Raw genomic sequence first — 21482 nt, 5'->3', positions numbered from 1 at the left:
TCATCCCTCAGTCTTGGCCGTTCCGAACGTGCCGGCATGCGCTTGCGCGATCGTCTCGCCGATCTCGACCAGCGCCGCCCTGGCGCCGCGCGGATCGGCCCAGATGAAGTCTCCGACCAGGACGAAATCCGCGCCCGCGGCTGCGAATGCCTCGGCCTCCTCGCGCGAGGCGGCGAAGCCGACACAGGGCGGCTCGAACAATTCGTCCCACCATCCGAGCCGCTCGGCGATCGCCTCGACCGAAGGCCGCTGTCCCTTGGGATCGGGCTCGCCGAACAGCACATAGTCGGCACCGGCCTCGCCCGCCGCCATGGAATCGTGGCGCGTCGCGAGCCCGCCGACACCGGCGATGCGGTCCGGCTTCAGCGAGGGCATGGCGTCTTCCATCGCGGCAAGGCCGGTCAGATGCGCGCCGTCGGCGCCGGCGCGGGCCACGATATCGGGGTGGCCGTCGATCAACAGCGCCGCGCCCGCATTCTGAACCGCGGGCACCAGCGCCTTGACGCGCGAGGTCATGGTGCGCTGGTCGGTCTCGACGAGCCGTACCAACACCGCGGCGACGTCGGCCGCGGCGAGCAGCTCTGGAAGCGCGGCCGCAAGTTGTGCGGGCTCCTCGACCAGCGGTGTCGCAAGATAGAGGCGCGGCGCCGGCCGCGGCGGAACGGGCTTGGTGGCCAATTATGCCGCCTGTTTCTCGAGCGCGGCGTCCCAGTGGCCGGTGCTCGCGAGGCTGTTCATCTTGGCGCGATGCGAGAACGCGCGCTGGCCCGCGGGCACGTTGTCGGCCTTGCCCGACCATGCCTTCTGCGGCGCCGCCTGCAGCGCGCGGCCGTAGGAGAAGGTCAGCTTCCAGGGCAAATTGCCGATCTTGTTCATGGCGTCGAGATGCGCGGTGGCTTCTTCGTCGCTCTGGCCACCGGAGAGGAAGGCGATGCCGGGGACCGCGGCCGGCACGCAGCTCTTGAGCAGGCGGACGGTCTTCTCGGCGACTTCCTGGACCGAGGCCTGCTTGGGGCACTTCTTGCCCGAGACGGCCATGTTCGGCTTCAGGATCATGCCTTCCAGCGCGACGCGCTGCACCCGCAATTCCTGGAAGGTCCGGTTCAACACCCGCTGCGTCACCTCGTAGCAGCGGTCGATGTCATGATCGCCGTCCATCAGCACCTCGGGCTCGACGATCGGCACGATCTGCGCCGCTTGACAGAGCGCAGCGTAGCGCGCCAGCGCGTGCGCGTTGACGCGGATCGCGGTCATGGTCGGCACGCCGCGGCTGCCGGCACCCGAGCCGATATCGATCACCGCGCGCCATTTCGCAAAGCGCGCACCGCGCTCGTAATATTTCTTCAGCCGCTCGGCGAGCTTGTCGAGGCCGACGGTGACGAGTTCGCCGGGGCAGTTCGGCAGCGGCTGGGTGCCTTCGTCGACCTTGATGCCGGGGACGACGCCGGCCTGCTCGATCAGCTTGACCAGCGGCGTGCCGTCCTTGGCGTTCTGCCAGATCGTCTCGTCATAGAGGATCACGCCGGAGATGTACTTGCTCATCGCCTCCTGCGAGCGGAACAGCATCTCGCGGTAGTCGCGGCGATTGTCCTCGGTCGAATCGACGTTGATGGCGTCGAAGCGCTTCTTGATGGTACCGGAGGATTCGTCGGCGGCGAGGATGCCTTTGCCCGGAGTGACCATGGCGAGGGCAATCTTGTTGAGGTCAGCGAGGTTCATCGGGGCGTCCTCCAGTGCGCATTGCCTTTGCGAGCCAAAATAGGCGGTTCTCGGGCAATTGCCTAGAAAACGTTCGTCGCGGCCGGGATCGTGAGTGGGTTTGGTTATTCTATTCACCTCGCCCCGCTTGCGGGGAGCGGCCGGATCGCATCGGAGATGCGATCCGGGTGAGGGGGACTCTCCGTGAGTCCGTCCGGCACCCGTGAATGCGGAGGCGGCCCCTCACCCCGACCCTCTCCCCGCGAAGGGCGGGGAGAGGGAGGGATCGATCAGGCGACCTTGGGATTGAGTTCGCCTGCGGCGTAGCGCTTGGCCATCTCGGAGGTGGTCAGCACCTTCTTGATCTTGCTGGCCTGGCCCGCGGTGTTGAATTCCTGCAGGCGCAGCTTGCACAGCCTGGTCATCGCCTCCATCGCCGGCTTCAGGTACTTGCGCGGATCGAACTCTTCCGGATTGTCCTTCAGCACTTTGCGGATCTGGCCGGTCATCGCCATCCGGTTGTCGGTGTCGATGTTGATCTTGCGCACGCCGTTCTTGATGCCGCGCTGGATCTCGGCAACCGGCACGCCCCAGGTCGGCTTCATCTTGCCGCCATTGGCGTTGATGATGTCCTGCAGGTCCTGCGGCACCGACGACGAGCCGTGCATCACCAGATGCGTGTTCGGCAGCTTGCGGTGGATCTCCTCGATCACGTTCATGGCGAGGATGTCGCCGTCCGGCTTGCGGGTGAACTTGTAGGCGCCGTGCGAGGTGCCCATCGCGATCGCCAACGCGTCGACCTTGGTTTCCTGGACGAACTTCACGGCCTCGTCGGGATTGGTCAACAGCTGGTCATGCGACAGCTTGCCCTCGGCGCCGTGGCCGTCTTCCTTGTCGCCCATGCCGGTCTCGAGCGAGCCGAGCACGCCGAGCTCGCCCTCGACCGAGATGCCGCCGAGATGCGCCATGGTGGTGACGGTCCTGGTGACGCCGACATTGTAGTCCCAGTCGCCGGGGGTCTTGCCGTCGGCCTTCAGCGAGCCGTCCATCATGACCGAGGTGAAGCCGGACTGGATCGCGGTCATGCAGGTGGCGGGTTCGTTGCCGTGGTCGAGATGCACGCAGACCGGGATCTGCGGATAGATTTCGGTGACGGCATCCATCATGTGCTTGAGCATGACGTCATTGGCGTAGGAGCGCGCGCCGCGCGAGGCCTGGATGATGACGGGGGCATCGACCTCGGAGGCGGCGGCCATGATCGACAGCGCCTGCTCCATGTTGTTGATGTTGAAGGCAGGTACGCCGTAATCGTGCTCGGCCGCGTGGTCGAGCAGTTGCCGCAACGTAATGCGAGCCATTCAGTTTCTCCCTGTATTTGCAGCGCTCTCGCGCGATGCGATCAATCAGCCCCGCTTCAGAACTTCGACGCCGGGTAGCGGCTTGCCTTCCATCCATTCAAGAAACGCGCCGCCCGCGGTCGAGACGTAGGTAAACTCACCGCCGACACCGGCCTGGTTCAGCGCTGCCACGGTGTCGCCGCCGCCGGCAACCGAAGTCAGCTTCCTGGCCTTGGTGCGCTCGGCGGCGTGCTTGGCCGACACGACGGTGCCGCGGTCGAACGGCGTCAACTCGAAGGCGCCGAGCGGCCCGTTCCAGACCAGCGTCGCCGCATCGTCGATCGCGGAGTGGATGCGCGCGATCGATTGCGGGCCGACGTCGAGGATCATGCCGTCGGCCGGGATCGCGTCGAGGCCGTAGGCATGCGAGGGCGCATTGGCCGCGAATTGGTTGGCGACGACGGCGTCGACCGGCAGGATGATCGCGCAGTTCGCGGCATTGGCCTTTTCCAGGATGCGCAGCGCGGTGGCCGCGAGATCCTTCTCGGCCAGCGACTTGCCGATCGCGATGCCCTGCGCGTGCAGGAAGGTGTTGGCCATGCCGCCGCCGATCACCAGCGCATCGACCTTGCTGACGAGATTCTCCAGAAGGTCGATCTTGGTCGACACCTTGGCGCCGCCGACGATCGCGATCACCGGCTTGGTCGGCGCGTCCAGCGCCTTGCCGAGCGCGTCGAGCTCGGCCTGCATGGTGCGGCCGGCATAGGCCGGCAGCTTGTGGCCGAGGCCCTCGGTGGTGGCGTGGGCGCGGTGCGCGGCGGAGAAGGCGTCGTTGACCCAGATGTCGCCGAGCTTGGCCAGCTCAGCGACGAAGCCGGCGTCGTTCTTCTCTTCTTCCTTGTGGAAGCGGGTGTTTTCCAGGCAGAGGATGTCGCCATCCTTCATGGCGCCGACCGCCTTGGCCGCGACGTCGCCGATGCAGTCGTCGGCGAAGGCGACCGGGCGCTTGATCACCTTGGCCAGCTCTTCGGCGACCGGCTTGAGCGACTCCTTGGGATCGCGGCCCTTGGGCCGGCCGAAATGGGCGAGCAGGATCACCTTGCCGCCCTTGTCGGAGATTTCCTTGATGGTGGGGGCCACGCGCTCGAGCCGTGTGGCGTCGGTGACGCGGCCATTTTCCATGGGAACGTTGAGGTCGACGCGCAGCAGCACGCGCTTGCCCTTCACGTCGACGTCGTCGAGGGTGCGGAATGATTTTGTCATGGGTCAACCCGAATTCTGAGCGGTCATTCCGGGGCGATGCGTCAGCATCGAACCCGGAATCTCGAGATTCCGGGTCTGGTCCTTCGGACCATCCCGGAATGACGGGGCACAAGACGAGAATGCCCGGCACTGGGCCGGGCATCGCGGATATCGAGCTTTAAACCAGCTTGCCGATCGCAACCGCGGTGTCGGCCATGCGGTTCGAGAAGCCCCACTCGTTGTCGTACCAGGACATCACGCGCACGAAATTGCCGTTCTGCACCTTGGTCTGGTCCATGTGGAAGGTCGACGAGTGCGGATCGTGGTTGAAGTCGATCGAGACGTTCGGCGCATTGGTGTAGCCGAGGATACCCTTGAGCTGCTGCTCGGAGGCGCGCTTCATCGCCTCATTGATTTCCTTGGCGTTGGTTTCGCGCTTGGCGACGATCTTGAGGTCGATCACCGAGACGTTCGGGGTCGGCACGCGCACCGAGACGCCGTCGAGCTTGCCCTTCAACTCCGGCAGTACGAGGCCGATCGCCTTGGCGGCGCCGGTCGAGGTCGGGATCATCGACATCGCCGCGGCACGGCCGCGGTAGAGGTCCTTGTGCAGGGTGTCGAGCGTCGGCTGGTCGCCGGTATAGGCGTGGATCGTGGTCATGAAGCCGGTCTCGATGCCGACGGTGTCGTTCAGCACCTTGGCGACCGGGGCGAGGCAGTTGGTGGTGCACGAGCCGTTCGAGATCACCAGGTGATCCTTGGTCAGCGTGTCGTGGTTGACGCCGTAGACGATGGTGGCGTCAGCGCCGTCGGCCGGAGCGGAGACCAGCACGCGCTTGGCGCCGGCGGTCAGATGCGCGGAGGCTTTGTCCTTGGCGGTGAAGATGCCGGTGCATTCCAGCGCGACGTCGACGCCGAGTTCCTTCCACGGCAGCTTGGAGGGATCGCGCTCGGCCGACACCTTGATCTTGCCGGCGCCGAGGCTGATCGAGTCGCCGTCGACGGTCACGGTGCCCGGGAAGCGGCCGTGCACGGAGTCGAAGCGCAGCAGGTGCGCGTTGGTCTCGACCGGACCGAGGTCGTTGATGCCGACCACCTCGATGTCCTTGCGGCCGGACTCGGCGATGGCGCGCAGGACATTGCGGCCGATGCGGCCAAACCCGTTGATCGCGACGCGGATTGCCATGCTCTTCTCTCCTCTAATGCTGGTGCCAGCCCCGCGGGAGGCTGTCCCACGAGGTTTTTGCGGCGGAACGCCCGGTTCGGCCGGGCGCGGACGGAAAAGATGGAGCTTAGGTAACCTTTTTTCGTGACAAGCTCAACCTTGGCCAGCAGGTTTCTGGCCGGCGTCAGACGCGTTTCAGCGCGGCGTCGACCACGGCCTCGGCAGTAATGCCGAAGTGCTTGAAAAGGTCCTTGGCCGGGGCGCTGGCGCCGAAGCCGTGCATGCCGATGAACTCGCCGTCGTGACCGATCACGGCATCCCAGCCCCAGCGCACCGCGGCCTCGATCGCGATCTTGACCGGGGCCTTGCCGATAATGGCGTTTTGCCGCTCGGCAGGCTGTTGCAGCAGCAATTCCAGCGACGGCACCGAGACCACCCGCGTCGCGATGCCGCGTTCGGCGAGCTGCTTCTGCGCCGCGACCGCGATCTCGACTTCGGAACCGGAGGCGAACAATGACACTTTTGCGTCACCCTGCGCCGGGACCAGCTCGTAGGCGCCGTGGCTGCACGGATTGTCGTTCGGCGCCGTGGTGCGAAGCTGCGGCAGGTTCTGGCGGGTCAGCGCCAGCACGGTCGGACCGTCGATGCGGTTGAGCGCGAGTTCCCAGCACTCGGCGGTCTCGACCGCGTCGCAGGGCCGGAACACGCGCATGTTGGGCATCGCGCGCAGCGCCGAGAGATGCTCGACCGGCTGGTGGGTCGGGCCGTCCTCGCCGAGGCCGATCGAGTCATGGGTCATGACGTAGACGACCCCAGTGCCCATCAGCGCCGACAGCCGCATCGCGCCGCGCGCATAGTCAGTGAACACCAGGAAGGTGGCGCCGTTCGGCGCGAAGCCGCCGTGCAGGAAGATGCCGTTGAGGCACGCCGCCATGCCGTGCTCGCGGATGCCGTAATGGATGAAGCGGCCCTTCGGCGTCTTGGCCGCGAACGCCACCGCAGACTTCGCCTTGTTGTTGTTGGAGCCGGTCAGGTCGGCGGAGCCGGCGACGAACTCCATCGGCATCGCCGCGGCGATCGCCTCGATCGCGGCTTCCGATGATTTGCGCGTCGCGACGTTGAGCGGATTTTCGAGCAGCGACTTCTTGTGCGCGCGCAGCGCCTTCGCCAGCGATTGCGGCCGCTCGTGGCGCAGACGGCGCTCGAACTCGGCGCGCTTGCGGCTGCCGAGCTGATTGAACTGCTCGTCCCAATCCTTGTGCGCGGCTGCGCCGCGGCTGCCGGCCTCGCGCCAGGCGTTCAGCACGTCGTCGGGCACCGAGAACGGCTCGAGCGAGATGCCGAGATTTTCCTTGGCGGCCTTCAGCTCGTCGGCGCCGAGCGCCTCGCCATGCGCCTTGGCGGTGCCGGCCTTGTGCGGCGCGCCGTAGCCGATCGTGGTTTTGCAGGCGATCATCGACGGCTTGCTGGATTTCTGCGCGCGGGTGATCGCGGCGGCAATCGCTATCGGATCGTGACCATCGATCAGCTCGGCGGCCCAGCCGGCGGACTTGAAGCGCTTCACCTGGTCGACCGAGTCAGAGATCGAGGTCGGGCCGTCGATCGAGATGCCGTTGTCGTCATACAGCACGATCATCTTGTTCAGCCGCCAGTGGCCGGCCATCGCGATCGCTTCCTGCGAGATGCCTTCCATCAGGTCGCCGTCGGAGCAAAGCACGTAGGTGTGGTGGTTGACGATCTTCTTGCCGAATTCGGCGGCGAGCATCTTCTCGGCCAGCGCCATGCCGACTGCGGTCGCGATGCCCTGGCCGAGCGGACCGGTGGTGGTCTCGATGCCCTTGGTGTGGAAATTCTCCGGATGTCCAGGCGTCAGCGATCCGAGCTGGCGGAAATGCTTGAGCTGGTCGAGCGTCATGTCCTTGTTGCCGGTGAGGTACAGCAACGAATAGAGCAGCATCGAGCCGTGGCCGGCCGACAGCACGAAGCGGTCGCGATCGGGCCAGGCGACATCGGCCGCGTCGAATTTCAGGAATTGGGTGAACAGTACGGTGGCGATGTCTGCAGCGCCCATCGGCAGCCCGGGATGGCCTGATTTCGCCTTCTCGACGGCGTCCATGGCAAGGCCACGGATCGCATTGGCCATACGGGTGTGATCGACCTGCGTCATGATGAATGTCCGCCTGAAATGAGGAGCTTGATTGCGGGACGCATCGGGGCGGGCAGCCGCGACACGCGCGTGGAAGGCCTTACGGGTTGAGGGTGGATTAGCACCTCAATTCCTCAAGTCCAAGGCGATGAAACGCCCCAAAACGGGGAAAAGTTGCTCGAATCGGGCTGTTTTCATTGTTCGGTGCATAGTTCTGCGCTGCCGTTGCGCTTGCCTCGCTCACCACGTAAATTTCATCCCCTAAACGCTTGCCGAAGCGCCGGTTTTGCCGTGCGGCGGCTTGCTTCCAGCGAGGGCCGGCCTGGCGCCGCCCCGCATACCGAAAGGGTCCGCGCCGCGTGTCATGAGTGATCGTCCCGCCAACGGGTCTGCCAATACCGAGGCACCGCTTGCCGATATCGATGCTGCGACCAAGCGGCTGATGGCCGCGCTCGATGCGCTGGAGAATTCGGTGGAGCGGCGCCGCGAAGCCGACCGCGACGAGAACGAGCTGGCGAGCCGCATCCAGGCGCTCGGCGCCGATCGCTCCAGATTGGCCGACGAACTCGACGGATCGCTGGTGAAGACGCGCAAGCTCGAGCGCGCCAATCGCGAGATGGTGGAAAAACTCGACGCGGCGATCGGCACCATCCGCGCCGTGCTCGAGGGCGGAGAGACGCGATGAGCCACATCAACGTCACCATCAATGGCCGGCAGTACCGGATGGCCTGCGAGGAGGGCCAGGAGGTGCGGCTGCTCAAGCTCGCGGAAAATCTCGAACAGCGGATCGAATCGCTGCGCGGAAAATTCGGCGAGATCGGCGATGCGCGGCTGACGGTGATGGCGGCGCTGACCGCCTGCGACGAGGTGCTCGATTCCGCAGCGCGCATCCGCAGCCTGGAGGAGGAGCTCGAGCAGCTGCGCAGCGCGCGCACCGCCGCCGCCGACGGTGCCCGCGCCACCCAGACCGCCGTCTCCGCCGCGCTCAACGCCGCCGCCGAGCGGATCGAGCGTACGACCCAGGTGCTCAACCGGACCGTCGGCGGCGGGATCGCGATCGGTTGATATTCGCCGGGACGACAAGGTGCCGCTAGCGGAACCACTGCTTCGTCGCTACATTAGCCCGCAGCGAAGCTGCGTCGTGCGTCAGGAGCCATATATCCCCGGGGCCTTATCGATCCTTTAGGGAACTGTCCCTGGCCGGGTCCGTGGACCCGGACATATGGTGCCCACCTACTTTCGTAGGGAACTCCGGGATCGAGCGCTCCAACGGCCTCTGCGGCTTCGCACTCTAAAGCGCGATGGGTTCATCGCGCTTTAGTTTGTGGTTCGAGCATCATTTGGTTCGAGCATGATTCCTTGTCGTCGCGGCGGCGTTCGATCGAGGTGCTGTGCCGCGCTCCGCCGATGCGGAGTGTCCAGTACGCCGCGGCGTCGCCGCAAGGGTGAACGCGCTTAGGCTTCACGCGTTCAAGACTACACGCGTTTCTGGAATAGAGCCGATCGTCCCACCGGGGACGACGACAGCGGAAGATGGTCATGCACGCATCTCCATCGAAAGCCGAGCTTCGGGCCCTTGCGCTGGCCAAGCGCGACGCGCTGAGCGACGAGCAGCGCGCGGCGGCCGCCGAGGCGCTGGCCAAGCGCGGCACGCCGTTCGAGATCACCCCCGGCATGATCGTGTCGGGCTATGCGCCGATCCGCAGCGAGATCGATCCGAAGCCGCTGCTGCTCAAGCTTGTGGAGAAGGGCGCGCGGCTGGCGCTGCCTTGCGTCAACGCGCGCGGGCAGTCGCTGACCTTCCGCGCCTGGGCGCCGCATGACCGGCTGATGCTCGGGCTGCTCGGTATCCCCGAGCCGTCGACCGTGGCGGCCGAGGTGCATCCGGACGTGATGCTGGTGCCGCTCGCAGCCTTCGACAAGCTCGGCCACCGCATCGGCTATGGGGCGGGCTATTACGACTATAGTTTTGCGCATCTGCGCAAGACCAAGCACGTGATCGGGGTCGGGGTGGCCTTCGCGGTGCAGGAAACCAAGGCGATTCCCGCGCTATCGCACGACGTTGCGCTGGATTATGTGCTAACGGAGCGCAAGACGTTCGATTTCCGGAGTGCCTAGCATTGCGAATCCTCTTCGTTGGTGACGTCGTCGGCAAGTCCGGCCGCACCGCCATCACCGACCACCTTCCCGGCATGATCAGGGACTGGTCGCTCGATCTCGTCATCGTCAATGGCGAGAACTCCGCCGGCGGCTTCGGCATCACCGAGGCGATCTATCAGGATCTGCTCGATGCCGGTGCCGATGCGATCACGCTCGGCAACCATGCCTGGAATCAGAAGGAGGCGCTGGTCTTCATCGAGCGTGCGCCGCGTCTGATCCGTCCATTGAATTTTCCGCGCCATTCGCCCGGCCGCGGCGCGGCGCTGATCGACACCAAGAACGGCAAGCGCGCGCTGGTCATCAACGCGATCGGCCGGGTCTTCATGGAGCCGTCCCACAACGATCCGTTCGCGGCGATCGAGCGCGAGCTCGAAGCGTGTCCGTTGCGCGAGGGGGCCGACGCCATCGTGCTCGATTTCCATGCCGAGGCCACCAGCGAGAAACAGGGCGTCGGCTTCTTCTGCGACGGCCGCGTCAGCCTCGTGGTCGGGACCCATACCCATGTGCCGACCGCCGATCACCAGGTGCTACCCGGCGGCACCGCCTATATGAGCGATGCCGGCATGACCGGCGATTATGATTCCGTGATCGGCATGCAGAAGGAGGAGCCGCTGCAGCGCTTCCTCACCGGCATTCCTTCGGCCCGGTTCGAGCCGGCGCCGGGCGTGGCGACGCTGTCAGGCGTTGCGGTGGAGACGGATGATGCGACGGGCCTCGCGGTGAAGGTGGCGCCGGTGCGTGCCGGTGGTCGGCTGGAGCCGGCGGTGCCACCGTTCTGGGTGTAATCTCGTAGCCCGGATGCAGCGAAGCGAAATCCGGGACCGGCCTCTCGGCTAGCAAGAATCCCGGATTGCGCTTCGCTTCATCCGGGCTACGGATTTACGACTGCCGAAATCCCATCCGGAAGGCGCCCCAGTGCTTGCCCTGCACGAAGATCGGCGCTGATGCGTCCTTCATCAGCACGAAATTGCCGCCGCCCATGTCGCGGCGATAGGTCTGCAGCAGGAACGGCTTGGTGTTGGCCGCGACCTTCTTCACCGCGCGGTCGCTGAACAGGCGGCGGTTGCGGCAATTGGCGTTGTTCCAGACCGGGTCTGGTCCCTGCGGCTGCCGGTAGTTCGGATTGTGCGTCGGCAGATAGCCGCCCTTGGCCCAGGCGACGCAGAACACGATGCGCGGGTCGCTCTTCTGGATCGGGTCCTGGATCGCGGGCAGCACGCGGTCGGTGAAGGTGACGTAGTCGGTCAGATACTGCTTCGGATCGCTGCCCGCGATCTCGCGATACTTCTCGTCCATCAGCTGGGCAAGCGTGATCTCGCCGCGCGCGATCGCCGTCTCGAACAGTTCGGTGATCTGCTTTGCGGTGTCGACCACGACGCGGATCAGCGGCGCATCCGTCGTCTCGACGCCGCTGTCGGCGATCAGCGCGATCAGGCTCTCGGAGGTCTCGAGCAGCTTCGCCACCCGTTCGTCGGCGTTCTTGAGATCGCGTGAGGACAGATCGACGCCCTTGGCGAGCTCGTTCAGCTCCGCGATCACGGTGTCGCAATGGCCGAGATTGGAGGTGGCGGCGCGCGCGACGCTGCCGATCTCGGCGCCGACCGAGGAAAATCCCTCCTGCACGCGCATGATGATGCCGGAGATCTGCTGCGCGCCTTCGCCGGCGCTCTTGGCGCGCAGCGAGGCGTCGCTGCTCTCGCCGATCAGGCTGCCGATCTGGCCGTCGAGATCGCGCACGGTGTCGGAGATCTGATGCGTCGCCTGGCGGGTCGCCTCGGCAAGGCTCTTCACCTCGCTCGCGACGACGGCAAAGCCGCGGCCGGCGGTGCCGGCGCGCGCGGCCTCGATCGTGGCGTTGAGCGCCAAGAGATTGGTCTGCTTGGCGATCGCCTCGATCGAGCCGGAGACCTTTGCGACCTGGCTCAGCGCGGAGCCGACCGCGGCCAGCCGGCTTTCGATCCGTGCCACCGCGGCGACCAGCTCGGAGATGTGGCTGACTGCGGTCTCGACCGCGTGGCGCGACTCGGCGATCTGGCCGACCGCGGCTGATGCGGTCGACTGCACGGCCTGCGAGGCGTTGGCGATGTCGTGATTGGCCGAGACCATGGTCTCCGCCGTCTGCTGCAGATGGTGGAACCGCTCCGACTGGTTGGTGACGCGGTTCGCGACCTCCTGGACGTTGCCCGCGATGTCGGCAAGCTCGACGCCAAGGCCGCCGATGCGGTCGGCGAGCTGGTCGACCAGACGTTCGGCCAGCGTCCGGTTGGATGAGGTATCCAGAACTGCAAGCTGCACGACCGACATCTACGCAAATCCTTTTGTCCGCGCCGCGCGTCGACCCGTCACGGCATTCCCATTCCAAAATCTAAAGCGTGATTCGCTCTGTCGGTCTTGCCTGAGCGCGAACTGCGTCACCCGGCTGCAGCGCAGCGAAATCCGGGGTTCTCGCCTCTTGATACGCCGGTCCCGGATTACGCTGCGCTGCATCCGGGCTATGAAACTTCAAAGCTTGTATGCGCTACGGAACCCGCCCCAATGCCGGCCGCGCACGCGGATCGGCACGTCGATCTCGCGCATCATGACGGTGTTGCCGTTGCCCATGTCGCGCGCGTAGCTCTGGATCAGATAGGCGCGCTGGTTGCGGGCGGCGGCGAGCCCCGCGGTGTCGTTGAAGATGCGGCGATTGCGGCAGTTGGCGGTGTTGTAGGCGACGTCGCCCGGCCGCTGCGGATGCGAATAGATCTTGTTGTGGACCGGCAGATAGCCGTTCTGATCGACCGTTGCGCAGAACGCCATCCGCTTGTCCCTGGCGAGGGATGCTTCCAGCACTGCGGGCAGTGCGCGATCCGCCCAATCCAGCATCCTGGTGCGGTACTGCACCGGATTGGTGCCTGATATCTCGACATAGTCGGTGTCGAACAGGTCCTCGAGCGTGACCGCGCCGCTGGTCAGCCCGTCCTCGAAGATCTTGGTCAGGACGTGACCTGCTTCCATCGCGCGGGTGACCAGTTCGGCGGTCTCCTCGTGGATCGCCCACATCGCGTCTTCGATCTTGTCGCGCAGCGCCGCGTTGGCGGCCTCGAAGCGAGCCCGCGCGCCGGTCTTGTCGCGGTCGCCGATCCTGATCCGGCAGGCGCCGATGTCCTGCAGGGTCGCGCTCAGGCTTTCATTCGCCGGCAGCTTGTCGGCGTCGGGCCCGCCGATCAGGACGCCGTCCATCGCGATCTCGTAGATCGGCGCGGTGACGACGCCGCGCGCGGTGGTGATCTCGATTGTCAGGCTGCAGGGCAGGCGCTCGTCCTTGCGCGGATCGCCGCGCTCGCCTTGGCGCAGCAGCACCGCGCAGCGCGCCTTCAGCTTCTGCGCGAAGGCGGTGACGGCCTTGCCGGCGGTGGCGACGCTGTCGCCATGCGATTCCGCTTCGCGCGTCGCAGAATCTATTTCGCCGGCGCTGGTGCCGACCGAGACGATGAAGCTGGAGGCGGAGGCCGCGTTGTGGCCGATCTCGCCGGTGATCTGGTTCTGCTCGGCGACCGCGCCGTTGACGTTCTCGAACACCGGACGGATCGCCTCGATCGCTTCCGAGATGCGGTGCACGGCGTCTGCCGAGCCGGTGGCATCCTTCTGCAGCGCCTCGATCTTCTTGGTGATCTCCTCGGTCGCGCTCTGCGTCTGCACGGCGAGTGCCTTGACCTCGGTTGCGACCACCGCAAAGCCCTTGCCGGCGGCGCCGGCGCGCGCGGCCTCGATGGTCGAGTTGAGCGCGAGCAGGGTGGTCTGCCGCGCGATCTGCGCGATCAGGTTGACGACATTGCCGATCGCGGCCGAAGATTCGCGCAGGCGGTCGACATTGGCGGTGGCCTCGCGGGCCGCGGCCGCGGCGTCGTCGGCCAGCCTGGAGGCGTTGCGCACCTGCTGGCCGATGCCGTCGGCGGAATGGGTGAAGCGGTCGGCGGCTTCCGAGAAGGTGGTGGCGGTGCTCTGTGCTTCGCCGCTGCGGCCGCTCAAGGCGTCGGTGCGGGCGCGGATGGTCGCGAGCGTCGAGGCCGTCGCCTCGGCGCCGTCGGCGACCGAGCCCGCGGCGCGTTCGAGCTGGCGAATCATGCCGCCGAGTTCGAGTTCCAGCAGTTCCAGGATTTCCCGCGCCGAATCTATCTCGGCCGACGCGGGCATCGCGGGCGCCGCAGCGGTCGGAACCTGTGCCGCGACGGCGGGCGCAGCCGGCTCCGGCATTTGCTTTCGAAACAAACCGAACGCCATGGATTGCTCTGGGGGCTCTGGGAAAGTTGCGGCGGGACCGGGCGGATCATCTCAGCCGGGCATGAAGTCATGGTTAACAGGTGCCTCATATTCCGGCATGCGGTAGTATGGTCGGGACGGAAAGCCCGCCGATGCTTTGATTTTGGCTGGTGGCAGGCCTATAAGGCCGCGTTTTCCATCCCCGTTCAGACCTGAGCTTCGAAGAGACGACGCATGGCCGGCCATTCCCAGTTCAAGAACATCATGCACCGCAAGGGTCGGCAGGATGCCCAGAAGTCGAAGCTTTTCGGCAAGCTGGCCCGCGAAATCACCGTTGCGGCCAAGCTGGGCACCCCGGACCCGGCGATGAACCCGCGCCTGCGCGCCGCCGTGGTCGCGGCCCGCGCGGAAAACATGCCGAAGGACAATATCGACCGCGCCATCAAGAAGGCGATCGGCGGTGAGGGCGAGAACTATGACGAGATCCGCTACGAGGGCTACGGTCCCGGCGGCGTCGCCGTCATCGTCGAGGCGCTGACCGACAACCGCAACCGCGCCGCCTCCGACATCCGCTCCTTCTTCACCAAATCGGGCGGCAATCTCGGCGAAACCGGTTCGGTCGCCTTCATGTTCGACCGCACCGGCATCATCGAATACGAGCACAGCGTCGCCTCCGACGACGCCATGCTGGACGCCGCGATCGAGGCCGGCGCCGACGACGTGGCCTCCAGCGAAGCCGGCCATGAGGTCTACGCTTCGCAGGATACCTTCCGCGACGTCGCCAAGGCGTTGGAGGCGAAGTTCGGCGAGCCGCGCAAGGCGGCGCTGACCTGGAAGCCGCAGAACACCGTCTCGGTCGACGACGAGACCGGCGAAAAGCTGTTGAAGCTGATGGACCTGCTCAACGAACACGACGACGTGCAGAACGTATTCGCCAATTTCGAGGTGTCCGACGCCCTGATCGCGAAGATGGGCGGTTAAGGGCGCACTCGCACCTCAAACTCCGCTGTCATCGCCCGGCTCGACCGGGCGATCCAGTATCCCAGAGACCCACGTTGATCCGGCAAAGCCGCAGCGTACTGGATCCGCGGGCTGCGAGCGCGTCAGAGCCGGGGCAGGGGATGACGCCCCGTTTGTGTTTCGTTCTCGCGGGGCAGGCGGTATCACTAGCCCATGACAGCCCAGCCGATTCGCTCTCCCGTCCGCATCATCGGTATCGATCCCGGCCTCCGCCGCACCGGCTGGGGTGTGATCGAGACCGAGGGCAACCGTCTCGTCTATATCGGCTGCGGATCGGTCGAGCCGCCGGACAACCTGCCGCTGGCGAGCCGCCTGCTCGCGATCCATGAGGGCCTCGCAGCGGTGCTCGGCGATTACCGCCCGGTGGAAGCCGCGGTGGAGCAGACCTTCGTCAACAAGGACGGCGTCGCCACCTTGAAACTCGGTCAGGCCCGCGGCGTCGCCATGCTGGCGCCCGCAATGTTTGGCATCTCGGTTGCCGAATACGCGCCGAACCAGGTCAAGAAGACCGTGGTCGGCGCCGGCCATGCCGAGAAGAACCAGATCCAGGTGATGCTGAAGATCCTGCTGCCGAAAGCCGAGCCGCCCTCCGCCGACGCCGCCGACGCGCTCGCCGTCGCGATCACCCACGCCCATCACCGCCAGAGCACAGCGCTACGGTTGAAGGTGGCGAGCTTATGATCGGCAAGCTGAAGGGGCTGATCGATTCCTACGGCGAGGATTACGTGATCCTCGATGTCGGCGGGGTCGGCTATCAGGTGCATTGCGCCAGCCGGACGCTGCAGGCGTTGCCGTCGCCGGGCGAGGCCGCGGTGCTGTCGATCGAGACCTATGTCCGCGAGGACCAGATCAAACTGTTCGGCTTCCGCTCGGATCTTGAGCGTGAATGGTTTCGCCTGCTGCAGACCGTGCAGGGCGTCGGCGCCAAGGTCGCGCTCGCGGTGCTCGGCACGCTGCCGCCGACCGACCTCGCCAACGCCATCGCGCTACGCGACAAGGCGGCGGTGGCGCGCACGCCGGGGGTCGGGCCGAAGGTCGCCGAGCGCATCGTCAGCGAGCTGAAGGACAAGGCCCCTGGCTTTGCCGATGTCGATCCGGCGGTGGTGCATCTCTCCGGCGCGCTCGACAACAACCGCGCGCCGCGTCCGGTGACGGATGCGATCTCCGCGCTGGTCAATCTCGGCTACGGCCAACCGCAGGCCGCCGCCGCCATCGCCGCGGCCTCGCGCAGTGCCGGTGAGAAGGCGGAGACGGCGCACCTGATCCGGCTGGGCCTGAAGGAATTGTCGAAGTGAGTGCAGATCCGCGTGTTCACGGAGGCGCGACAAATTCGAGAAGTTGGTCGCTGACCAGGTGGGCATTCGGCCTGGTTGTTATCTTCTGTGGTGTCCTGATCACGGGGGTCTTGGTTGTCTTCGGCTTGTCCGCCTCATGGTGCCTGCTCAGCCCCGCATCGCGATGTTTCTCGGTTCAACGCGATACGGTTGATGCTGCTTTGATGGGCCTCCAAATTTGGTCGATGCCTGCAATCTTGGTAGCGACGCTCGTTGCGTCGATCAGTGAAATTTGCGGCGCCGTTGTCTGGTGGAATGTTCTTATTGTTGCGGCGCTATCGATGCTAATGAGTGGCGTCTTGATATCCGGATTGGCCGAGTTTGCTGAGGTTCCTGTCCTGATGCCCGCGAGTCTGGTGCTTTTCGTGGGAGTTCAATTGTCACGATCGATCAGCAACCGGTTCGGCGGCTACTCGCTATGAACACACCCTCCCGCATCGTCACCCCTGAACGCCGCACGGATGACGTCGGCGACACTGCGCTGCGCCCGCAGTCGCTGTCGGAGTTCGTCGGCCAGGCGCAGGCGCGCAAGAATCTGTCGATCTTCATCGAGGCGGCGAAAAAGCGCGGCGAGGCGCTCGACCACGTGCTGTTCGTCGGCCCGCCCGGCCTCGGCAAGACCACGTTGGCGCAGATCGTCGCGCGCGAGCTCGGCGTCGGCTTTCGCGCCACCTCGGGACCGGTGATTGCGAAGGCCGGCGACCTCGCGGCGCTGCTGACCAATCTCGAAGAGCGCGACGTGCTGTTCATCGACGAGATTCATCGCCTCAGCCCCGCGGTGGAGGAGGTGCTCTATCCCGCGATGGAGGATTTTCAGCTCGACCTGATCATCGGTGAAGGTCCCGCCGCACGCTCGGTGAAGATCGACCTGGCGAAATTCACGCTGGTCGGCGCCACCACGCGCGCAGGCCTCCTGACCAATCCTCTGCGTGACCGCTTCGGCATTCCGATCCGGCTCAACTTCTACACCGAGGAGGAGCTGGAGAAGATCGTCACCCGCGGCGCCCGCGTGCTCAACATCGGGATGTCACCCGACGGCGCCAACGAGATAGCGCGCCGCGCCCGCGGCACGCCGCGTATTGCCGGCCGCTTGCTGCGCCGCGTGCGCGACTTCGCCTCCGCGGCCGATGCCGATTCCGTCGACCGCGGCATCGCCGACCGCGCGCTGAGCGCGCTCGAGGTCGACAGCGCCGGGCTCGATGCGATGGACCGCCGCTATCTGACGACGATCGCGCTGAACTACGGCGGTGGCCCGGTCGGCGTCGAGACCATGGCGGCGGCGCTGTCGGAGCCGCGCGATGCGATCGAGGACATCATCGAGCCCTATCTGATCCAGTGCGGCTATCTGCAGCGCACGCCGCGCGGCCGGCTGCTCACATCGCACGCCTTCCGCCATCTCGGCCTCGCCGAGCCGAACCGCGATCCCGCGCAGTTCGGCCTGTTCGGCGGCAATGGCGACGACGACTGACGCGCAACGAGATCGTCTAACGAAGTCGTGAAGAGAGGCGTTGACGCAGCGCACGGCGCTGCCGGTAACCTTGCCCGCTAACCATTGCAAAATGTCTGCAGGCGTTCTGCACAAACGCGGCGCAATTCCGCTCCAATCCGAAGGCCTATCATGGAGGCAGCATGATCCGGAAAGTGCGAAGCGGTTTTCCGACGAGATCATGCGCAGGAAGATGAAGCGCATCGCGCTTCAGGCATCACCGATCACACGTCCATGATTTCACGTCGCCAGTTTTTTCGCACCGTCGGCGGGCTGACCGCCGCCACCGCCTCGACCGCGGCCTATGGCGTCAGCGAGCCGGTCGTCCGCCTCGCGCTGACGCGCTACGACCTGTCGCCGCGGCAATGGCCGGCGGATTTTCCGCTCAAGATCGCCGCACTCGCCGACATCCATGCCTGCGATCCCTGGATGTCGCTCGGGCGCATCGAGAAGATCGTCGAGCGTACCAACGCGCTCGATGCCGACATCATCGTGCTGCTCGGCGACTATGTCGCGGGGCTGCGCCACGTCACGCGCTTCATTCCGGCCTCCGAATGGGCCGCCGTGCTCAAGGGCCTGAAGGCGCCGCTCGGCGTCCATGCCGTGCTCGGCAATCACGATTATTGGGAAGACAAGACCGTGCAGCGCCTCGGACGCGGCGTGCCAGTCGCCCGCCGTGCACTGGAGCGGGCCGGCATTCCCGTCTACGAGAACGACGCGGTGCGGCTGGTCAAGGACGGCCGCCCGTTCTGGCTCGCCGGCCTCGGCGACCAGCTCGCTTATCTTGCCGCCCGCCGTTATCGTCCGGTCGAACGCGTCGGTGTCGACGACCTCAACGCAACTCTTGCCAAGGTCACCGACGATGCGCCGGTGATCCTGCTCGCGCACGAGCCTGACGTCGCGCTGCGCGTGCCCTCGCGCGTCGCGCTGCAGCTGTCCGGCCATACCCATGGCGGCCAGGTCCGGCTGCTCGGCTGGTCGCCCGCGGTGCCGGTCAAGCACGGCATGCGGCTCGCCTACGGCCATCTCAAGCTGAAATGCGACGTCGTGGTCTCCGGCGGCCTCGGCTGCAGCATCATGCCGTTCCGCCTCGGAGTGCCGCCCGAGATCGTCCAGGTGACGCTGGGCGGCAAGGGGCCGACGGTAGCCTGACCGTCCAGCTAAAGTTGCGGACGGCTGTCTATTTGGATGCCGGCGTGCTATATTTACGCGTATGAGTTCAGCCGTCGAAAAGGCCGTGGAAGCATTGGAGTTGCTGCCTGAGGACCTGCAGGAGCAGGCGGCCGACTACCTGCTGTCTCAGGCGAAGAAATTTCGCGCGCTCAAGGATGCGATTGCCGAGGGCATGGCTGATGTTGATGCCGGCCGGGTCGTTCCGTGGGATTTGGAAGAATTCCTCAAACAGACGCGCACGCAAGTTCGGCGCTAGGCGATGGGCGGCCTGCAGGTCGTTGTTTCTCTTCGGGCGCGATCCGACATCCTCGATATTCATTCCTATCTCGCCGAGCGTAGTCCCGCGGCGGCGGATCGGATGCTTGTTCGTCTGTCCAAGCGTTTTGGCGAATTGCGCGAATTTCCCCTTCTTGGCTCGGACAGAAGTGAGCTGTGGCCTTCGTTACGCGGGCTGTTGATTGACGGCCACATTGCATTCTATCTGGTTGAAACGGATCGGATCGTGATCGTTCGCGTTCTCGACGGCCGCAGGGATATCGAGCGAGAATTTTCCAAATGACCTCACCCATTCTCGACGGCGAGATTCGCGACGGCCGCCACCACATGCAGGTCCGCGTCTATTACGAGGACACGGACTTCTCCGGCATCGTCTATCACGCCAATTACCTGCGCTTCATGGAGCGCGGGCGCACCAATCATCTGCGCCTGATGGGCGCCGAGCAGCAGGCGCTGTTCGAGGAGGCGCAGGAGGAGACCGGGGGCTTCGCCTTCGTGGTGCGCTCGATGACGCTCGACTTCCTCAAGCCGGCGCGGATGGACGATCTGCTCGACATCGTGACCTGGCCGGTCGCGGTGAAGGGCGCCTCGATCACGCTGGCGCAGGAGGTGCGGCGGCGCGACGACGTGCTGGTCAAGGCCGAGGTGCGCGTCGCCTTCATCAGCGGCGGCCGCGCGCAGCCGATCCCGAAGGCGATCCGCGCGCTGATGAAGGCCGATCTGGTCTAGCTATCGGCCGATAGCAAACCGCCTATCGACTCTGCGCCGCGCGACGATAGATTTGCGCCCAAAGCAGAAAACCGCTTCGCACTTTGCCTGACCAACAACCGCGAGGGAATCGCCATGTCACGTCCGCCGCTGCCGCCATTCACCCGCGAAACCGCCGCGCAGAAGGCGCGCATGGCGGAGGATGCCTGGAATTCGCGCGATCCGGCCCGGGTCGCGCTCGCCTATACCGAGGACAGCCGCTGGCGCAACCGCTCCGAGGTCTTTCAGGGCCGTGCCGCCATCGAGGCGTTCCTGACCCGCAAATGGGAAAAGGAGCTCGAGTACCGCCTGATCAAGGATCTCTGGGCGTTCGACGAGAACCGCATCGCGGTGCGCTTCCAGTACGAATGGCACGACGCCGCCGGCAACTGGTTCCGCTCCTACGGCAACGAGCAGTGGGAATTCGACGAGCACGGCCTGATGCGCCGCCGCGAGGCCTCGATCAACGACATCGCGATCGCGGAAAAGGACCGCCGCTTCCACTGGCCGGCCCCCGGCCCGCGGCCGGCCGATGTCCCGGGATTGGGCAAAGAGCCGTTCTGATCGGCGCTTTGTAGCCCGGATGCAGCGAAGCGAAATCCGGGGCGGTCTTTCAGCGGACAGAGCGGCCCCGGATTTCGCTGCGCTCCATCCGGGCTACGCGCTCCTGCGTCGTCCTGGCGAAGGCCGGGACCCATAACCACTGCTGCGGGTTGGTGCGGGAAGTATCAACTCAAACCGCCCAAAATCGAGAGGCCGCGGCGTATGGGTCCCGGCCTGCGCCGGGACGACACGTGGTGAGAGCCTGCCTTACGCCGCCGCCTTGTGGCGCGCGAGCTCGGCCTTGTAGAGTTCGAACTCCTCCGCGATCGCCTTGGCGACCGAGGGCCGGGTGCGTAGCCGCTCGTAATACGCCTTCAGCGCCGGCCATTTCGCCAGTTCGATCGGCGGCGTCGCCATGGTCCAGTTGATGACGGTGACGAGATAGGCGTCGGCGACGCTGAAATGATCGAGCAGATAGTCGCGGCCCTTCAAATGGTTCTCGAGATAGTCGAGCCGCGAGACATATTTCTCAAGCGCGTAGGTCTTTGCCTCCGGCGGCGCCTTCTTGTCGAGCAGCGGCAGGAACAGGCCCTTGTGCAGTTCGGTGCCGATGAAGCACAGCCATTGATGCAGCTGCGAGCGTTCGACATTCGAGCTGGTGCCGATGCCGGCGCGCGGAAACTGGTCGGCGACATATTGCAGGATCGCGGCGTTCTCGGTCAGCACCACGCCCTCGTCGGTGCGCAGCGTCGGCACGAGGCCGATCGGGTTGACCATGGTGAAGTCGGAGCCGTCGTTCCGCACTTCCTTGGTCCTCGGATCGACCTCGAGATAGTTGGCCGGCTGGTTCGCTTCATAAAGCGCGACGCGGGTCGCCATCGAGCAGGCGAGCGGCGAGAAATACAGGTCCATCAGT

The 21482-nt window shown here is 65.7% G+C and carries 24 protein-coding genes and 1 other RNA gene; 15 read left to right on the top strand and 10 right to left on the bottom strand.

Annotation, left to right across the window (positions count from 1 at the left end; translation table 11 throughout):
* From JQ633_RS34105 to tkt, 6 genes are all read right to left on the bottom strand, one after another.
* The gene (locus JQ633_RS34105) at positions 1-678 is read right to left on the bottom strand and encodes a thiamine phosphate synthase (RefSeq protein WP_211990215.1); all 678 of its coding nucleotides are present in this window, start codon (positions 676-678) and stop codon (positions 1-3) included.
* A complete protein-coding gene (locus JQ633_RS34100) occupies positions 679-1719 on the bottom strand; it encodes a class I fructose-bisphosphate aldolase (protein ID WP_211990214.1) in 1041 nt (346 codons plus the stop codon).
* 269 nt (positions 1720-1988) lie between these two features.
* On the bottom strand, positions 1989-3056 hold the full coding sequence (gene fba, locus JQ633_RS34095; protein ID WP_211990213.1) for a class II fructose-bisphosphate aldolase: 1068 nt from the start codon (positions 3054-3056) through the stop codon (positions 1989-1991).
* A gap of 45 nt (positions 3057-3101) precedes the next feature.
* Positions 3102-4298 (bottom strand): phosphoglycerate kinase, encoded by a 1197-nt coding sequence (locus JQ633_RS34090; RefSeq protein ID WP_211990212.1) that lies wholly within the window; start codon positions 4296-4298, stop codon positions 3102-3104.
* A gap of 157 nt (positions 4299-4455) precedes the next feature.
* Entirely contained in the window at positions 4456-5463 is a 1008-nt protein-coding gene (gene gap / locus JQ633_RS34085; protein WP_211990211.1) for a type I glyceraldehyde-3-phosphate dehydrogenase, read from the bottom strand.
* A gap of 163 nt (positions 5464-5626) precedes the next feature.
* Positions 5627-7609 carry a transketolase gene (tkt, locus tag JQ633_RS34080; RefSeq protein WP_211990210.1) on the bottom strand — a complete coding sequence of 661 codons (1983 nt, stop codon included), beginning with the start codon at positions 7607-7609 and terminating at the stop codon, positions 5627-5629.
* Positions 7610-7952: 343 nt separating this feature from the next.
* Here tkt and JQ633_RS34075 point away from each other — a divergent pair, with 343 nt between their 5' ends.
* From JQ633_RS34075 to ssrS, 3 genes are all read left to right on the top strand, one after another.
* The gene (locus JQ633_RS34075; RefSeq protein WP_211990209.1) at positions 7953-8273 is read left to right on the top strand and encodes a DUF4164 domain-containing protein; all 321 of its coding nucleotides are present in this window, start codon (positions 7953-7955) and stop codon (positions 8271-8273) included.
* Positions 8270-8653 (top strand): cell division protein ZapA, encoded by a 384-nt coding sequence (locus tag JQ633_RS34070; protein WP_211990208.1) that lies wholly within the window; start codon positions 8270-8272, stop codon positions 8651-8653. The genes JQ633_RS34075 and JQ633_RS34070 overlap by 4 nt, the downstream gene beginning before the upstream one ends.
* 63 nt (positions 8654-8716) lie before the next feature.
* A non-coding RNA gene (ssrS, locus tag JQ633_RS34065) (6S RNA) lies at positions 8717-8877 on the top strand.
* Positions 8878-8895: 18 nt separating this feature from the next.
* Here ssrS and JQ633_RS34060 read toward each other — a convergent pair.
* Positions 8896-9129 (bottom strand): hypothetical protein, encoded by a 234-nt coding sequence (locus JQ633_RS34060; protein WP_211990207.1) that lies wholly within the window; start codon positions 9127-9129, stop codon positions 8896-8898.
* Here JQ633_RS34060 and JQ633_RS34055 point away from each other — a divergent pair.
* Both JQ633_RS34055 and JQ633_RS34050 read left to right on the top strand, forming a co-directional pair.
* Complete coding sequence (locus JQ633_RS34055; RefSeq protein ID WP_211990206.1) at positions 9128-9706, top strand: 5-formyltetrahydrofolate cyclo-ligase; 579 nt, start codon at positions 9128-9130, stop codon at positions 9704-9706. The two genes, JQ633_RS34060 and JQ633_RS34055, sit on opposite strands and share 2 nt — an antisense overlap.
* A 2-nt stretch (positions 9707-9708) precedes the next feature.
* Positions 9709-10533 carry a TIGR00282 family metallophosphoesterase gene (locus tag JQ633_RS34050; RefSeq protein WP_211990205.1) on the top strand — a complete coding sequence of 275 codons (825 nt, stop codon included), beginning with the start codon at positions 9709-9711 and terminating at the stop codon, positions 10531-10533.
* 94 nt (positions 10534-10627) lie between these two features.
* Here the strand turns inward: JQ633_RS34050 and JQ633_RS34045 are convergent, their stop codons facing one another.
* Together JQ633_RS34045 and JQ633_RS34040 are read right to left on the bottom strand one after the other, a co-directional pair.
* Positions 10628-12052 carry a methyl-accepting chemotaxis protein gene (locus JQ633_RS34045; RefSeq protein WP_211990204.1) on the bottom strand — a complete coding sequence of 475 codons (1425 nt, stop codon included), beginning with the start codon at positions 12050-12052 and terminating at the stop codon, positions 10628-10630.
* A gap of 198 nt (positions 12053-12250) precedes the next feature.
* On the bottom strand, positions 12251-14008 hold the full coding sequence (locus JQ633_RS34040) for a methyl-accepting chemotaxis protein (protein ID WP_211990203.1): 1758 nt from the start codon (positions 14006-14008) through the stop codon (positions 12251-12253).
* A 213-nt stretch (positions 14009-14221) separates the two neighbouring features.
* Between JQ633_RS34040 and JQ633_RS34035 the strand changes: the two genes are divergently transcribed.
* From JQ633_RS34035 to JQ633_RS33990, 10 genes are all read left to right on the top strand, one after another.
* Positions 14222-14968: a YebC/PmpR family DNA-binding transcriptional regulator gene (locus JQ633_RS34035; protein ID WP_211990202.1), complete on the top strand. Its 747-nt coding sequence runs from the start codon at positions 14222-14224 to the stop codon at positions 14966-14968.
* A gap of 192 nt (positions 14969-15160) precedes the next feature.
* On the top strand, positions 15161-15688 hold the full coding sequence (gene ruvC / locus JQ633_RS34030) for a crossover junction endodeoxyribonuclease RuvC (protein ID WP_211990201.1): 528 nt from the start codon (positions 15161-15163) through the stop codon (positions 15686-15688).
* Positions 15685-16302 carry a Holliday junction branch migration protein RuvA gene (ruvA, locus tag JQ633_RS34025; protein WP_211990200.1) on the top strand — a complete coding sequence of 206 codons (618 nt, stop codon included), beginning with the start codon at positions 15685-15687 and terminating at the stop codon, positions 16300-16302. The genes ruvC and ruvA overlap by 4 nt, the downstream gene beginning before the upstream one ends.
* Positions 16299-16763 (top strand): hypothetical protein, encoded by a 465-nt coding sequence (locus JQ633_RS34020; RefSeq protein WP_211990199.1) that lies wholly within the window; start codon positions 16299-16301, stop codon positions 16761-16763. Before ruvA ends, JQ633_RS34020 begins: the two co-directional genes overlap by 4 nt.
* Positions 16760-17809, top strand: coding sequence for a Holliday junction branch migration DNA helicase RuvB (gene ruvB, locus JQ633_RS34015; RefSeq protein WP_211990198.1), 1050 nt, complete (start codon positions 16760-16762; stop codon positions 17807-17809). Before JQ633_RS34020 ends, ruvB begins: the two co-directional genes overlap by 4 nt.
* Before the next feature lie 252 nt (positions 17810-18061).
* The gene (locus tag JQ633_RS34010; protein WP_211990197.1) at positions 18062-18979 is read left to right on the top strand and encodes a metallophosphoesterase; all 918 of its coding nucleotides are present in this window, start codon (positions 18062-18064) and stop codon (positions 18977-18979) included.
* A gap of 61 nt (positions 18980-19040) precedes the next feature.
* Complete coding sequence (locus JQ633_RS34005) at positions 19041-19256, top strand: hypothetical protein (protein ID WP_211990196.1); 216 nt, start codon at positions 19041-19043, stop codon at positions 19254-19256.
* 3 nt (positions 19257-19259) lie between these two features.
* Positions 19260-19559 (top strand): type II toxin-antitoxin system RelE/ParE family toxin, encoded by a 300-nt coding sequence (locus JQ633_RS34000; RefSeq protein WP_249159862.1) that lies wholly within the window; start codon positions 19260-19262, stop codon positions 19557-19559.
* Positions 19556-20005 carry a tol-pal system-associated acyl-CoA thioesterase gene (ybgC, locus tag JQ633_RS33995; RefSeq protein WP_211990195.1) on the top strand — a complete coding sequence of 150 codons (450 nt, stop codon included), beginning with the start codon at positions 19556-19558 and terminating at the stop codon, positions 20003-20005. Before JQ633_RS34000 ends, ybgC begins: the two co-directional genes overlap by 4 nt.
* 114 nt (positions 20006-20119) lie before the next feature.
* Entirely contained in the window at positions 20120-20587 is a 468-nt protein-coding gene (locus tag JQ633_RS33990) for a DUF1348 family protein (RefSeq protein ID WP_211990194.1), read from the top strand.
* Between the two features lie 246 nt (positions 20588-20833).
* Here JQ633_RS33990 and JQ633_RS33985 read toward each other — a convergent pair whose 3' ends face one another.
* A complete protein-coding gene (locus JQ633_RS33985; RefSeq protein ID WP_211990193.1) occupies positions 20834-21478 on the bottom strand; it encodes a glutathione binding-like protein in 645 nt (214 codons plus the stop codon).
* Positions 21479-21482 lie beyond the last annotated feature (4 nt).

The sequence above is a fragment of the Bradyrhizobium tropiciagri genome, from assembly GCF_018130505.1.
GTDB classification, from domain to species: Bacteria; Pseudomonadota; Alphaproteobacteria; order Rhizobiales; family Xanthobacteraceae; genus Bradyrhizobium; species Bradyrhizobium tropiciagri_B.
Note: the sequence above shows the minus strand (reverse complement) of the source record. Positions and strands in the feature narration are given on the sequence as shown.

What these genes read in the sequence shown, in the direction of transcription:
- JQ633_RS34100 (WP_211990214.1), bottom strand. Translation starts at nt 1,719, where the DNA reads ATGAACCTCGCTGACCTCAACAAGATTGCCCTCGCCATGGTCACTCCG.
- fba (WP_211990213.1), bottom strand. Translation starts at nt 3,056, where the DNA reads ATGGCTCGCATTACGTTGCGGCAACTGCTCGACCACGCGGCCGAGCAC.
- JQ633_RS34090 (WP_211990212.1), bottom strand. Translation starts at nt 4,298, where the DNA reads ATGACAAAATCATTCCGCACCCTCGACGACGTCGACGTGAAGGGCAAG.
- gap (WP_211990211.1), bottom strand. Translation starts at nt 5,463, where the DNA reads ATGGCAATCCGCGTCGCGATCAACGGGTTTGGCCGCATCGGCCGCAAT.
- tkt (WP_211990210.1), bottom strand. Translation starts at nt 7,609, where the DNA reads ATGACGCAGGTCGATCACACCCGTATGGCCAATGCGATCCGTGGCCTT.
- JQ633_RS34075 (WP_211990209.1), top strand. Translation starts at nt 7,953, where the DNA reads ATGAGTGATCGTCCCGCCAACGGGTCTGCCAATACCGAGGCACCGCTT.
- JQ633_RS34070 (WP_211990208.1), top strand. Translation starts at nt 8,270, where the DNA reads ATGAGCCACATCAACGTCACCATCAATGGCCGGCAGTACCGGATGGCC.
- JQ633_RS34055 (WP_211990206.1), top strand. Translation starts at nt 9,128, where the DNA reads ATGCACGCATCTCCATCGAAAGCCGAGCTTCGGGCCCTTGCGCTGGCC.
- JQ633_RS34060 (WP_211990207.1), bottom strand. Translation starts at nt 9,129, where the DNA reads ATGACCATCTTCCGCTGTCGTCGTCCCCGGTGGGACGATCGGCTCTAT.
- JQ633_RS34045 (WP_211990204.1), bottom strand. Translation starts at nt 12,052, where the DNA reads ATGTCGGTCGTGCAGCTTGCAGTTCTGGATACCTCATCCAACCGGACG.
- JQ633_RS34040 (WP_211990203.1), bottom strand. Translation starts at nt 14,008, where the DNA reads ATGGCGTTCGGTTTGTTTCGAAAGCAAATGCCGGAGCCGGCTGCGCCC.
- JQ633_RS34035 (WP_211990202.1), top strand. Translation starts at nt 14,222, where the DNA reads ATGGCCGGCCATTCCCAGTTCAAGAACATCATGCACCGCAAGGGTCGG.
- ruvC (WP_211990201.1), top strand. Translation starts at nt 15,161, where the DNA reads ATGACAGCCCAGCCGATTCGCTCTCCCGTCCGCATCATCGGTATCGAT.
- ruvA (WP_211990200.1), top strand. Translation starts at nt 15,685, where the DNA reads ATGATCGGCAAGCTGAAGGGGCTGATCGATTCCTACGGCGAGGATTAC.
- ruvB (WP_211990198.1), top strand. Translation starts at nt 16,760, where the DNA reads ATGAACACACCCTCCCGCATCGTCACCCCTGAACGCCGCACGGATGAC.
- JQ633_RS34010 (WP_211990197.1), top strand. Translation starts at nt 18,062, where the DNA reads ATGATTTCACGTCGCCAGTTTTTTCGCACCGTCGGCGGGCTGACCGCC.
- JQ633_RS34005 (WP_211990196.1), top strand. Translation starts at nt 19,041, where the DNA reads ATGAGTTCAGCCGTCGAAAAGGCCGTGGAAGCATTGGAGTTGCTGCCT.
- JQ633_RS34000 (WP_249159862.1), top strand. Translation starts at nt 19,260, where the DNA reads ATGGGCGGCCTGCAGGTCGTTGTTTCTCTTCGGGCGCGATCCGACATC.
- ybgC (WP_211990195.1), top strand. Translation starts at nt 19,556, where the DNA reads ATGACCTCACCCATTCTCGACGGCGAGATTCGCGACGGCCGCCACCAC.
- JQ633_RS33990 (WP_211990194.1), top strand. Translation starts at nt 20,120, where the DNA reads ATGTCACGTCCGCCGCTGCCGCCATTCACCCGCGAAACCGCCGCGCAG.
- JQ633_RS33985 (WP_211990193.1), bottom strand. Translation starts at nt 21,478, where the DNA reads ATGGACCTGTATTTCTCGCCGCTCGCCTGCTCGATGGCGACCCGCGTC.